The organism is Thiosulfativibrio zosterae (genome assembly GCF_011398155.1).
GTDB classification, from domain to species: domain Bacteria; phylum Pseudomonadota; class Gammaproteobacteria; order Thiomicrospirales; family Thiomicrospiraceae; genus Thiosulfativibrio; species Thiosulfativibrio zosterae.
This window is the reverse complement of sequence record NZ_AP021888.1, coordinates 1,502,862-1,515,003: the sequence shown is the minus strand read 5'-3', so window position 1 is coordinate 1,515,003 and position 12,142 is coordinate 1,502,862. Positions and strand designations below refer to the sequence as shown.

Genomic DNA, 12,142 nt, shown 5'->3' with positions numbered 1-12,142 from the left:
AAGGCAATTGGGTCGTTAGTTTACAAAGGTAAATAGCCTTGATTTATCAGAAATAAATTAAGGTATTCAATAGAGATAAATTCACGCCGCATTGCCCACCGCAATCGGTTTTGGCTGGCAAAAGGCTTAAAAAAGCACTAAAAATAACCAGGCCTGGTTGTTTTTAGGCCGGTATCCGGGCTTAAGAGCCATTTCTTAACGCCTTCTCAAATGCAGTACATTCAATGGCCAGTGTTAAGTCTTCTCTATCACCGTTGCGGGGGCAGCGTTGGCATTGCGATTAAATTAGCGCACCAAACTTCCCGTTTAACTTTGAGGGCAGAGCCCATCAAAGCACCTAAAAAACCGAAGTATACTCAAATATGAGTGGATGTCAAAATAAGATAGGGGGCGTTTGGGTGAGGTGTCTTTAAGAAAACGACTCTTCGTTGCTGTTATAAGGATAAAAGCTGATGGTGTTTTTGCCTGCGTTTTTGGCTTGATACATGGCAGTATCTGCTTGCTTCATAATCAGCGTTTCGTTGCTGATTTGGTCAGAGAATAAAGTGATGCCAAAACTGGCAGAGGCTTCATAGCTGAGTTCATCAAGTAAATAGGGTACTAAGATGGCTTGTTGCACTTTGCCGACAATTTCGGCGGCGAACTCATAGGCTTCTTCAGGGCTAGTGCTTAAGGACTCAAGGAGCAAAACAAATTCATCACCACCCAAGCGCGCAACGGTATCTAGGTCGCGTACATTATGGGTGAGTCGGTTGGCGATTTCTTTTAAAAGCAAATCGCCAAGATGGTGGCCATAGTTGTCGTTAAGAACTTTAAAATTATCCAAATCGATAAAGACCAGTGCATAAATGGTTTTATAGCGTTTTGCACTGGCGATGGCATGTTCAATGCGATCTTTCAGTAAAGTGCGATTGGCCAGTTTGGTTAAAGGATCCGTTAAGGCGAGGTTTTTATAATGTTCTTCAAGGGCTTTATCGAAAGTAATGTCTAGATAAGAGGCGTGGTAGTGAGTGACCTTGCCTGTGGGGTCTTTGATGGCGGTAATGGTTGAAGACACGGGAAATAATTCGCCCGATTTTTTTCTGTCCCAAATTTCACCCCGCCAAAATCCGTTGATTTCGACTTGCTCCCAAATATTTTTGTAAAAATTGGGTTTGTGTTCTCTAGAAGCAAAAATGCTGGGGTTTTGTCCGATAACTTCTTTTTCGGTGTAGCCAAAGGTTTCAGTGAAAGCTTTGTTGATTTTGATGATTTCTTTTTTATCGTTGGTGATTAAAATCGGTTGGTAACTGTTAAAAGACAAAGCAGTTAATTGCAGCTCTTCAGCGTTTTCTTTGAGTTTTTGGTGGCTTTTGAGCAACTTGCGATAGGTATTAAACAGCAATCCGACCAAAACCAAAACCACCAAGCTTAAGGCCGAAATCGTTAAGATGGATGTGTGGAATTTGAACCAAATATCTTCAAGTGTAAAAGTTGGTGTGGTGTTATAGGGTTCGGCGCGGAGCGCTTGCAAGATTTGACGCACAGGCTGATAGTCGCTGGGAATTTTAAACCCAAAAATACCTAGCTTTTTGGCCAACTCGCCTTGTTGTGGAATACTCAAAAGCACGCTCGCCACTTGACTGGCTAGTTTTTCATCGATATGGGGCATCGCCACAAATGGCCATTCAGGATAGATTTCAGTGGAGATTTTGAGCGGGAATTGAGCTTCTTGTAAATTGGGCAGCGCTCTGACTTGATTGGGTTTTAAAGCACCACTGGCGAATAATTGCTCTAAGACGCCCGTTCGCACAAAAGCGGCATCTGCCTTGCCATCTAGTAAGGTTTTAATGGATTTGTCATGTGGCATACCCACAGTGTTTACTTGGTATTGATTTGTTGGGACTCCAGCCTTCAAAAGTTCGAAAACTTGCATCATATAACCGCCCAAGGAATGGGTGTTTGGCGCGACGATGGTTTTGTTTTTTAAGTCGTTGAGAAAACGAATATTACTGTCTGCTCTAACCACAACCACACCGCCAAACCCATAGAGTGGTTGATTTTGATATTGGTTAATCAAACTCACCAACGGCGTCATTCGCGGATGAAAGTGCTGTAAGAAAATGTAGTTGGCGGAGTTGGTAAAAACAAAATCGATGGATTTATTGTTAACGGCTTTTTCTAGGTCGGGATAATTGTAAGGAACCAGAGAGAAGCGAGCGTTGGGAATTTTTTCTTGAAGTTCATCAACCAGCGGTTGCCAGGTTGCTTTGACCACTTCAGCAGGCCGAAATGCTAAGATACCAATGGTATAGTCTGTTTTTGCCCAGGCGGACATCGCCCAGAATTGCGAGAGCAGAAGTACTAATATCCAATAATAGTTAATATGAGATTTAGACACTTGAAAACGCTTTCTTAAATAATCATTAACAATAGAATAAAGCTTTAATTAAAGGGCTTTTCGATAAAATTATAAGAAAAAACACGAATGCGTTATTGCGTTTCTTTTAATGGCCATATAAAAATTATGAACAATCATCATGTTGTGGGATTTCAAGCAATTAAACCTGACCAACCTAAAGTGCTTATTTTAGGAACCATGCCCAGTGTGCGTTCAATTGAAGATGATTTTTACTATGCGCATCCTCGTAATGCCTTTTGGGCAATCATGGCGCGTTATTTAAATAGTGACTTACAAACAGTCGAACAAAAAACACAAGCATTACTTAATGCCAATATTATGCTTTGGGATGTGCTGCAAACTTGTGAACGCCAAGGCAGTTTAGATTCAGCCATTAAGCAGCCGCAAGCCAATGACTTTGAAGCGCTTTTTATTGAAAATCCGGACTTAAAAAGGATTATTTTTAATGGTAAAGCCGCACTCGATTTATTTAAAAAACAGGTTTTGAAACACCAAAATTTGCCAGCAGATTTAGAGCTGATTTGTTTACCATCCACCAGTCCCGCCAATGCGGCTTTAACCCTAGAAGATAAGTGGTTGTTTTGGCGAGAAATTTTACAAAAAATACAGTAAAATACGCGCTTTATTAATTTCTTCATCATATTAAAAGGAATTTGCCTTGAAAGCAGACAACTTTAGACCCGAATTATTATCGCCTGCGGGCACTTTTAAAAACATGGAATTTGCCTTTGCTTATGGCGCAGATGCCGTTTACGCAGGACAACCTCGTTACAGTTTACGCGTGCGAAATAATGAGTTTGATGAGGAAACCTTAGATCGTGGTATTAAATATGCGCATTCTTTGGGTAAAAAGTTTTATGTGGTCAGTAACATCGCTGCGCACAATGCCAAAATTAAAACCTATATGCGTGATATTGCCCCCATTATTGCCATGAAACCCGATGCGCTGATTATGTCTGACCCAGGTTTGATTGCCATGGTGCGTGCCGAATATCCTGAACAAGAAATTCATTTATCGGTGCAATCCAATGCGGTTAACTGGGCCACGGTGAAGTTTTGGTATGAACAAGGCATTAGCCGAGTGGTGTTGTCACGAGAACTGTCGGTGCAAGAAATTCGTGAAATCGGCGAAGCAGTTCCTGGCATGGAATTAGAAGTGTTTGTGCACGGTGCTTTGTGTATTGCCTATTCAGGGCGTTGTTTATTGTCTGGGTATATTAATAAGCGTGATGCCAATCAAGGCACTTGCACCAATGCCTGTCGCTGGAACTACAATACCTACGAAGGTAAAGAAAACGATGCGGGCGATATTGTTGGCATTCCGGTTGAAAAAATCAGCAACATCACGGATTTAACGGGCGGTTCTCAAAATCCTTACACAGAAGAGCCGACTTTAGGGGTAGGGAAAACGACCGACCAAGTCTTATTGTTAGAAGAAGAAGGGCGCCCCGGTGAGTATATGCCAGCTTATGAAGATGAGCATGGTACTTATATTATGAACTCTAAAGACCTGCGTGCTGTCGAGCTGATTCCTGAGTTGGTCGATATGGGCGTGCATTCTTTAAAAATCGAAGGACGTACCAAATCACATTATTATGTGGCGCGTACCGCACAAGTGTATCGCAAAGCCATTGATGATGCCGCCGAAGGCAGACCGTTTGATACCAACTTATTATCCGAGCTAGAAGGCTTGGCCAGTCGTGGCTATACCGAAGGCTTCTTGCGTCGCCATGTGCATTCTGAATATCAAAACTACGAATACGGCGTTTCTAAGTCTGACCGTCAGCGTTTTGTGGGTGAAGTGGTTGATGTCATCGAGCGCGATGGCAAAAGCTTGTTAGAAGTGGATGTAAAAAACAAATTCTGCGTGGGCGATTCTATTGAAATCATGACACCCGTGGGTAATGTCACCTTGGTTTTACCAGAAATGCAAGACCATCACGATAAACCGGTTGAAGCCGCTTTGGGTTCTGGCTGGTTAGTGCGTATTCCTAATCCGTTTAAAGACATAGGTATGGAAGTATTGCGTTTTGGTTTGGTGATGCGCAACGAAGCTTGGGGCGGAGATGCCAAACGCGACGCAGCCGCACGAGATGCAAAATTGGCTAAAGAAGCAGTAGCGGTCTAAGGATATGGCGCTAAAAATTTTAGATAACTGTACCAATTGCGATATGTGTGAGCCAGAGTGCCCTAATAAAGCGATTTCGTACGGTGCCAAAATTTATGAAATCAATCCAGACCTGTGTACCGAGTGTGTTGGCTTTTATGACACGCCCACTTGCATCAGCGTTTGCCCGATTGATTGCATCATTACCGATCCGAACCGAGTGGAAGACAAGGCGACCTTGTTAGAAAAGTTTGAACAGCTTGTTTTGAGCGACAAAATTTAAACGCTATTTAGCTAAGATGGTGCGCTGACAGTTATTTAAACCCCTTGTAATGCTGTAAAAACTGGTTCAAACCTTGTTTCTCAAACTCGGCCACAGACCAGTCGCTTTTATCAACTCTATGATAAAACTCAGGCTTAAACACATAGGTATCCGCCAAAATCTGCCCGCCGGTTTCTAGTTCAACCTTAAGGCTGATTCGATCATATTCTTCCCCTTCAAAAGCATCAAGTTTGATGCAGTCTTCAGCAGAAACATTTAAATAAACTTTTCCACTAACACAACTCGCCGTGTGTGCGCTTGGTATGAGCGCAGGATAGGTTTGTTGAACCACAGATTTGCGGGTAAATCCGCGCACAAGTCCTGTTTGAAAAGCATAGTTTTGTGTCACTAAAGATTGCCAAACGGGATCGTACATTAAAGAGCCATAAGTGAAAATATGAGTGGTTTTCATCAAGGGTTTCTCAGGAATTTCATCAAAAGCTAATATAACCGATTTGAAAGCGCATTTAAGAGCAGAATTTAGCCCGAATTAACTGAAATGAGTTTGTATAATGTCTTATCAGATTTATATCACTTTAGGAGTTAGGTCATGTCACAAAAGTTAGAGTTAATCAGTTTTAAGTTGTGTCCATTTGTGCAAAGAGCGGTGATTGTTTTAAAGAACAAACAGGTGGATTTTGATATTACTTTCATCGACCTCAATAACCCGCCAGATTGGTTTAAAGCTTTGTCACCCCTTGGGCAAGTGCCAGTTTTAAAAGTAGGGAATGATGTGCTTTTCGAGTCCTCCGTTATACAAGAATATGTAGATGAAATTACACCACCAACTTTAATGCCCACCGACAGCTTACTGAAAGCCAAAAACCGTGCATGGATTGCCTTTGCGGGTGGTGTTTTTGAAGGCCCCATGAAAATGATTCGTGCGCATGATGCCACGGCCTACGAAGAAGCTAAGGGTGAAATGCTCACTAAATTAGGGCGCTTAGAAGATGCGCATTCTGGCCATGACTTTTTTAATGGACAAACTTTTCAACTGATTGACGCGGCTTATGCGCCCTTGTTTATGCGTTTGGATTTAATTTCCAAAACCTGTGGTGTTGATTTCTTAGGAGATTTGCCAAAAATAACCCATTGGTCTAAAGCCTGTTTGGCCAGAGAATGTGTACAGTCTTCTGTGGTTCCCGAGTTGCCTCAACTTTATAGCGGCATGATTAAAAATATGAACGGTTATCTTGCCAGTTTGGTGAAGTAGTTTTGCAATTAACCTTAGCAAAGCGGCTGTTGTTGGTTGGGTTGTTGTGTTGTTTCGCTGTGCAAGCAAAAGCAGGGCAAGCATCCAATCACCCATCGAAGCTAGATTTGCCCAGCTTAAACGATGTCAATTATCAAAAGCTGGCGGATAAGATTTTTAAAAACGAAGCGAATCTTAATCCCGATTATTTGACGCATTGGAATACCGGAGAGGATTTTCCTTCTCTGGGCATTGGACATTTTATTTGGCTTACGCCGCAAGCCAAGCAATCTAAGGTTGTTTTTGAAGAAACCTTTCCGCAAATGTTTGCGTTTGTCAGTACTAAAGTGCCTGCGCCCTTGTGGCTGAATGCGTTAAATCCTTTTGAAGTTCCCTGGAAAAATAAGGCAGAATTTGACCAGGCCTGGTCAAAAAAAGATCTCATTGCGCTACGACAATGGCTGTTTAGCACTCAACAATATCAAGCCGAATTTATTGTTTCTCAGTTTTTAGCAAAATGGCAAAACCGACTTGTGTCTTTGCCTTTAGAAACGCAGCAAAGTTTATCGGCCAAGTTGAATTTGCTGTTGAGTTCAGAAAAGGGGCTTTATGCGGTGATAGATTACTTTAACTTTAAGGGGTTGGGTTTTAATGCTAAAGAGCAATATCAAGGCAAGGGTTGGGGTTTGATGGATGCTTTAGCCAATTTACCTGCAAACATCACTGAATCTGATGCCTTGCCGCAATTTATAAAGCAAGCTAAAACACAATTACAACAGCGCATAGCCTTATCACCACCAGAACGCGATGAGCAGAGATGGTTAAAGGGATGGTTTAAACGCCTAGAGGGTTATAACAACTAAATGTTTAATAAAGCAATTTTTAAAGCCGTGATTGGTAGTATGCGTCCGCCATTTTTGGTTTTAACCCTAGCGGTGATTTCTTTGGCGGCTGCCTTGGCAAATTTTCAAAATCAAGAGTGGTCTGTCAGCTTGTTTGTTTTGGTTTTGCTGGGTGGGTTGTCGGCACATATCGCCGTGAATATGCTCAATGAATATGAGGACTTTCATTCTGGCTTAGACGACTTAACGGTCAAAACACCTTTTAGTGGTGGTAGTGGCAGTCTTCAGGCGGTACCTGAAGCGGCAGCTTGGGTCTTGCAGATGGGGTGGTTTTTTCTGGGATTTGTTGCGGCCTTAGGTGTATATTTTATTGCCTTGCGGGGCTGGGGATTATTGCCGCTGGGCTTGATAGGGTTGCTGATTGTGGTTGCTTATACCTCTAAAATAACCAAAATGCCTTGGTTGTGTTTGATTGCGCCAGGGTTTGCCTTTGGGCCTTTGATGGTGATGGGGGCTTATTATGTTTTAACCGGTGAATATGATTGGGTGGTTTTTGGCGTTTCTCTAGTGCCTTTCTTTTTAGTGAATAACCTATTGCTACTCAATCAGTTTCCGGATGCCAGCGCAGATAAAATGGTGGGGCGTTATAATGTTTTGATATTACTAGGCTCTAAAGCATCGGGTGGTATTTTTAACTTATTTTTATTAAGCAGTTATCTGGTAATTTTGTTTTTGGTCGCCTTAGAATATTTGCCTTTATGGGCGCTTTTAGGGGGCTTAACCTTGTTGATGGCTGTTCCACTGGCATTAAAGGTTCGAGCCTATCACGATGATTTAGAAAGACTGATGCCGGCTTTGGGTTTAAATGTGGCGGTCAATATTTTAACGCCGCTGCTGATTGCGCTCGGTTTGTTTTTAGCACATTAATCATGTTGAGAAAAAATTATGTATAAAACTTTAATGGATCAGGTTGGCAATACCCCTTTAGTCAAAATCCAAAGACTGGTTAACCCCCAAACCAACTCAATTGTTTTGGGTAAGTTAGAGGGTAATAATCCAGCGGGGTCGGTAAAAGATCGTCCAGCGTTTAATATGATTAAGCAGGCTCAATTACGCGGGCAAATTAAACCAGGCGATACGCTGATTGAAGCCACCAGTGGCAACACAGGCATTGCTTTGGCGATGGTGGCGGCCATGATGGGCTATAAAATGAAGCTGATTATGCCCTCAAATATGTCGATGGAGCGCAAAGCCTCCATGGCAGCCTATGGTGCAGAGTTGATTACGGTCTCTAAAGAAGAGGGTATGGAAGGTGCGCGTGATCTTGCTAATCGCATGCAAGCTGAAGGGCAAGGCATCGTATTAGACCAGTTTGCCAATCCAGATAATCCATTGGCGCATTATCATTCAACTGGCCCAGAAATTTGGCGAGATACGCAAGGCAAAGTCACGCATTTTGTCAGTGCCATGGGAACCACCGGCACAATTATGGGCACTTCGATGTATCTAAAAGAGCAAAATCCACAAGTACAAATTGTGGGTGTGCAACCTGAAGATGGTGCAGCTATTCCCGGGATTCGTCGCTGGCCAGCGGAATATATGCCCAAAATTTATGAATCAACTCGTGTTGATAGAATTATTGATATGTCACAAACCTTGGCAGAAGATACCATGCGCGCCATGGCCACACAGGAAGGTATTTTTGCAGGTGTTTCATCTGGGGGCGCTATGGCAGCGGCATTAAAAGTTGCCAGCGAGGTTGAAAATGCCGTTATAGTGGCCATTGTTTGTGACAGAGGTGATCGATATTTATCAACTGGGGTATTTGGATAAAACATGGCGAGAGAAATTGAAAGAAAGTTTTTGGTCAAAGGCGACTCATGGAAAACTTTAGCACATCAACAAACGCATTTTGCACAGGGCTACTTAAACGACATTAAGCAATCGGGTGCCAAGAGTTCTGTACGAGTTCGCATAGAAGGCGATGTGGCTAATATCAATATCAAGAGTCTTGAAATTGGCTTGAGTCGTGATGAATATGAGTATCCGATTGATTTAAAAGATGCTCAAAATATGTTAAAAACTCTGGCAGTTGGGCCAGTGATTGAAAAAGTTCGTTACTTGGTTTCCTATGAACAACATCTCTGGGAAATAGATGAGTTTTTGGGTGATAATAGCGGACTGATTGTCGCTGAAGTGGAAATGAGCTCAGAAGACGAAGCGGTTATTTTGCCGCAATGGATTGGCCAGGAAGTCACCAATATACCCAGATTTTACAATGTCAGCTTGTCACAAAAACCTTATAAGGATTGGACACCCCATGAAAAAAGTATTTAAAACTCAACTGAACTTAGCACTTTGCTCTGCCCTAGCGACCAGCTTGATGGCGCCATCGGCATTTGCCGCTTATGGTTTGATGGATATTTATCAATTAGCTCTAGAACATGATGCGGTTTTAGCGCAAGCCAAAGCAAGTTATGAAGCCAATCAAGAAGTGGTCACTGTTGCCAAATCGCCCTTGTTGCCTCAAGTAACGGGCAGAGCGACTCTTGGAAAGACTTACAGCTCCTCTTCTAATTACGATGCGAGTACCGCGCAATTTTCAGTGGCATTGGATCAAGTTCTTTATAACAAAAGCACTTTTGTGAAATATGACCAATCCAAATTACAACTGGAAAAATCTGAAGCTGAAATTAAGGCAGCAGAGCAAGACATTATTTTGCGTGTTGCTAACGCCTACTTTAATGTATTGTTAGGTCAAGAAGATGTGAGTTTGGCTAAGTCTAAAGAAGAAGCGGATAAAACTCAGTGGGAAAGAGCCAATGCTTCTGCTGAAGTCGGCTTGGCCAGTAAAACCGATGTTTTACAAGCTAAATCCAGTTACGATTTATCCAAGTCTGAGCGCATCAATGCAGAAAACAATTTGGATGTTGCCTATGAGCAACTGATGAAATTAACGGGGCAATCCATTGAATCTTTAAAAATTGTAGCGCTCAATGTTAATCTTCCAAAACCCAGTTTAAATATAGCCGATTGGGAAGCCAGAGCCGAACAAGATAATTTAACGGTAAAACAATTTTTAGCCGCATCAGAAATCGCTCAACAAGAAATTGAAGCTCAGCAATCAGGGCATTTGCCGACGGCAGGTTTGCAAGCCAGTTATACCGATTCTCGTTATCCTGATACCAGTTCGGTATTACTTAGGGATAAGCAAGATACCTATGTCGGTGCTTATGTGAATGTGCCAATTTATTCAGGCGGTGCCGTGACTTCAAAAGTTGCTGAAGCTAAGTATCAATTTAAGTCTTCCACTGAAGCCCTTAGAAATGCACGCGAACAAGCCAAGCTTGAAGCCCGTGTTCAGGTGCGCAGCCTTGAGAGAGGCATGGCTTTAGTAGATGCTTTACGCGAAGCCGTTAAATCTAACGATGCGTTTTTAGAAGCGGCGGAGGAAGGCTATAAAGTGGGTTTGAAAAACTTGCTTGAAGTCTTAACGGCGCGTACCAATAAATTTAAAGCAAGACGCGATTTAACCGATGCTTTGCACAAAGTGATTTTGTCTGGCCTAAGCTTAGAAGTGGCGGCCGGTAGTTTGAATGCTGATAAATTGGTTAGCTATGATGCAATTTTATCTGAGCCTACCCATTAAACAGGGTTGGTTATGATGCTTTTCCTTTCATGATGAGTGCTTCCTCAAAACTAGAAAGCTTTGTGTCTAAAAGCCGACTCAGTCGGCGTGCCTTTCTTAAAAGTCATGCACTGGTCTTAAGCGGTGCATCTTTGTTGAGCACACAAGGGTGTTCTCATGAACCCTCAGGTGTTGCTCAAATCCATATGGGGGTGACCGCTCGCCCTCGCATGTTAGACCCCAGACAAGCAACGGATGCCTTGTCCAGTCGGGTTAATCGTTTGATTTATCGCCAGCTCATTGACTTTAATGAGTCATTTGAAACCATTCCAGATTTAGCCACTTGGCAATTAGTCTCACCGACGCACTATCGGTTTACACTGCAAATGTTTCCACAATTTCATCATGGTAAGCCCTTAGAGGCGGTTGATGTGGTTGCCACTTATTTGAGTATTTTGGATCCGAGTACGGGTTCTGCGCATCGTGGGTCTTTAAAGAATATTGCCAGTGTGGAAGCGCTCGATCAGCAAACAATCGATTTTAAATTGGTTGAGCCTGATGCCTTATTTGTTGGGCGTTTGGTAATCGGTATTTTGCCAGCAGATTTATTGCAAGCAAGTTATGAGTTTTCTAAACATCCGATCGGTTGTGGTGAATGTCAATTTGTATCTATGACTGAGCAGCGCCTAGTTTTAAAGCGTTCTGATGCTCACGAGTTGCATTTTGTGCCGGTGAAAGATGCCACTGTACGGGTTTTAAAATTACAAAAAGGCGAGTTAGACATTATTCAAAATGATTTGTCGCCCGAGTTAGTGAACTACTGTGAAAAACATCCCGATTTAAAAGCAACTTGGCATGCGGGTACCAGTTTTGGGTATGTCGGTTTTAATTTTAAAGACAGTCTTTTGCAGCATTTAGAAATGCGTCAAGCCATTGCCTATGGCATCGATCGTCGCTCAGTTATCAATGCCATGTTTGATGGTCATGCGCGTTTAGCCGGTGGTTTATTGGTGCCAGAACATTGGTGCGGCGTGGCGGGATTGGAGGGCTTTGATTTTCAACCTGAAAAAGCCAAACAACTCATTGCTAATTTGAAAAAAAGCGGCAAAATTCCACCAGGCCTGGTCAATTCTGAGGGGTTTATTGAGCTGAGTTACAAAACATCATCTGATCCCACCCGCATTCGTTTGGCTACCATTTATCAGGCGCAACTCAAATCCATAGGCATCCTATTAAAAATTCAAAGCTATGATTGGGGAACCTTTTACAGCGATATCAAACAGGGTCGTTTTCAACTTTACAGTTTGGCTTGGGTGGGGGTAAAAAGTCCTGATATTTTTCAGTATGTTTTTGACAGCCAAGCGGTGCCGCCCAAAGGCGCCAATAGAGGGTTTTATCAAGATGCTTTGGCTGACCAATTAATATCTGAAGCTACGCAAACTCAAGACTTGGCAAAACAACAAGCGCTTTATCGACAATTACAGACGCACCTGCAAGATACTTTAGCGGTATTGCCTTTATGGTATGAAGATCAGTTTATGGTGGCGCGTAACACTTTAGGCGATGTCAAAATGTTTGCAGATGGGCGATTTGATGGGTTGTTGTCCCTAAAAAATAATATGGGGCAATAAAAACTCTGAGTGATAACCC

12 protein-coding genes and 1 riboswitch are annotated in these 12,142 nt (G+C 42.5%); of the genes, 10 read left to right on the top strand and 2 right to left on the bottom strand.

Features of this window, described 5'->3' with window-relative positions:
• Window positions 1–149: 149 nt before the first annotated feature.
• Window positions 150–356, bottom strand: a riboswitch (cobalamin riboswitch).
• Between the two features lie 53 nt (window positions 357–409).
• Window positions 410–2,317: a diguanylate cyclase domain-containing protein gene (locus THMIRH_RS06975; protein ID WP_173291408.1), complete on the bottom strand. Its 1,908-nt coding sequence runs from the start codon at window positions 2,315–2,317 to the stop codon at window positions 410–412.
• A gap of 189 nt (window positions 2,318–2,506) precedes the next feature.
• Between THMIRH_RS06975 and THMIRH_RS06970 the strand changes: the two genes are divergently transcribed.
• From THMIRH_RS06970 to THMIRH_RS06960, 3 genes are all read left to right on the top strand, one after another.
• Window positions 2,507–3,013 (top strand): DNA-deoxyinosine glycosylase, encoded by a 507-nt coding sequence (locus tag THMIRH_RS06970; protein ID WP_173291407.1) that lies wholly within the window; start codon window positions 2,507–2,509, stop codon window positions 3,011–3,013.
• 103 nt (window positions 3,014–3,116) lie between these two features.
• Complete coding sequence (gene trhP / locus THMIRH_RS06965; RefSeq protein ID WP_243831526.1) at window positions 3,117–4,529, top strand: prephenate-dependent tRNA uridine(34) hydroxylase TrhP; 1,413 nt, start codon at window positions 3,117–3,119, stop codon at window positions 4,527–4,529.
• A gap of 4 nt (window positions 4,530–4,533) precedes the next feature.
• Window positions 4,534–4,791, top strand: coding sequence for a YfhL family 4Fe-4S dicluster ferredoxin (locus THMIRH_RS06960; protein WP_173291405.1), 258 nt, complete (start codon window positions 4,534–4,536; stop codon window positions 4,789–4,791).
• A 31-nt stretch (window positions 4,792–4,822) separates the two neighbouring features.
• On the opposite strand, the gene THMIRH_RS06955 is transcribed toward THMIRH_RS06960, so the two are convergent.
• Window positions 4,823–5,242 carry a gamma-glutamylcyclotransferase family protein gene (locus THMIRH_RS06955; RefSeq protein ID WP_173291404.1) on the bottom strand — a complete coding sequence of 140 codons (420 nt, stop codon included), beginning with the start codon at window positions 5,240–5,242 and terminating at the stop codon, window positions 4,823–4,825.
• A gap of 138 nt (window positions 5,243–5,380) precedes the next feature.
• Between THMIRH_RS06955 and THMIRH_RS06950 the strand changes: the two genes are divergently transcribed.
• From THMIRH_RS06950 to THMIRH_RS06920, 7 genes are read left to right on the top strand one after another with little or no spacing between them, the layout of a single operon-like run.
• A complete protein-coding gene (locus THMIRH_RS06950) occupies window positions 5,381–6,043 on the top strand; it encodes a glutathione S-transferase family protein (RefSeq protein ID WP_173291403.1) in 663 nt (220 codons plus the stop codon).
• A 2-nt stretch (window positions 6,044–6,045) separates the two neighbouring features.
• On the top strand, window positions 6,046–6,885 hold the full coding sequence (locus THMIRH_RS06945; protein ID WP_173291402.1) for a hypothetical protein: 840 nt from the start codon (window positions 6,046–6,048) through the stop codon (window positions 6,883–6,885).
• Entirely contained in the window at window positions 6,886–7,791 is a 906-nt protein-coding gene (locus THMIRH_RS06940) for a prenyltransferase (RefSeq protein ID WP_173291401.1), read from the top strand.
• A gap of 18 nt (window positions 7,792–7,809) precedes the next feature.
• Window positions 7,810–8,697, top strand: a complete 888-nt coding sequence (gene cysM / locus THMIRH_RS06935; RefSeq protein ID WP_173291400.1) for a cysteine synthase CysM — start codon at window positions 7,810–7,812, stop codon at window positions 8,695–8,697.
• A gap of 3 nt (window positions 8,698–8,700) precedes the next feature.
• Window positions 8,701–9,201: a CYTH domain-containing protein gene (locus THMIRH_RS06930; protein ID WP_173291399.1), complete on the top strand. Its 501-nt coding sequence runs from the start codon at window positions 8,701–8,703 to the stop codon at window positions 9,199–9,201.
• Window positions 9,185–10,513 (top strand): TolC family outer membrane protein, encoded by a 1,329-nt coding sequence (locus THMIRH_RS06925; protein ID WP_243831400.1) that lies wholly within the window; start codon window positions 9,185–9,187, stop codon window positions 10,511–10,513. The genes THMIRH_RS06930 and THMIRH_RS06925 overlap by 17 nt, the downstream gene beginning before the upstream one ends.
• Before the next feature lie 29 nt (window positions 10,514–10,542).
• On the top strand, window positions 10,543–12,123 hold the full coding sequence (locus tag THMIRH_RS06920; RefSeq protein WP_243831399.1) for an ABC transporter substrate-binding protein: 1,581 nt from the start codon (window positions 10,543–10,545) through the stop codon (window positions 12,121–12,123).
• The last annotated feature ends 19 nt before the right edge of the window (window positions 12,124–12,142 follow it).

Bases quoted from the DNA above. Each gene is read 5' to 3' on its own strand.
- THMIRH_RS06950 (WP_173291403.1), top strand. From the start codon at position 5,381: ATGTCACAAAAGTTAGAGTTAATCAGTTTTAAGTTGTGTCCATTTGTG.
- THMIRH_RS06960 (WP_173291405.1), top strand. From the start codon at position 4,534: ATGGCGCTAAAAATTTTAGATAACTGTACCAATTGCGATATGTGTGAG.
- cysM (WP_173291400.1), top strand. From the start codon at position 7,810: ATGTATAAAACTTTAATGGATCAGGTTGGCAATACCCCTTTAGTCAAA.
- THMIRH_RS06975 (WP_173291408.1), bottom strand. From the start codon at position 2,317: ATGTCCGCCTGGGCAAAAACAGACTATACCATTGGTATCTTAGCATTT.
- THMIRH_RS06940 (WP_173291401.1), top strand. From the start codon at position 6,886: ATGTTTAATAAAGCAATTTTTAAAGCCGTGATTGGTAGTATGCGTCCG.
- THMIRH_RS06930 (WP_173291399.1), top strand. From the start codon at position 8,701: ATGGCGAGAGAAATTGAAAGAAAGTTTTTGGTCAAAGGCGACTCATGG.
- trhP (WP_243831526.1), top strand. From the start codon at position 3,117: ATGGAATTTGCCTTTGCTTATGGCGCAGATGCCGTTTACGCAGGACAA.
- THMIRH_RS06920 (WP_243831399.1), top strand. From the start codon at position 10,543: ATGATGAGTGCTTCCTCAAAACTAGAAAGCTTTGTGTCTAAAAGCCGA.
- THMIRH_RS06970 (WP_173291407.1), top strand. From the start codon at position 2,507: ATGAACAATCATCATGTTGTGGGATTTCAAGCAATTAAACCTGACCAA.
- THMIRH_RS06955 (WP_173291404.1), bottom strand. From the start codon at position 5,242: ATGAAAACCACTCATATTTTCACTTATGGCTCTTTAATGTACGATCCC.
- THMIRH_RS06925 (WP_243831400.1), top strand. From the start codon at position 9,185: ATGAAAAAAGTATTTAAAACTCAACTGAACTTAGCACTTTGCTCTGCC.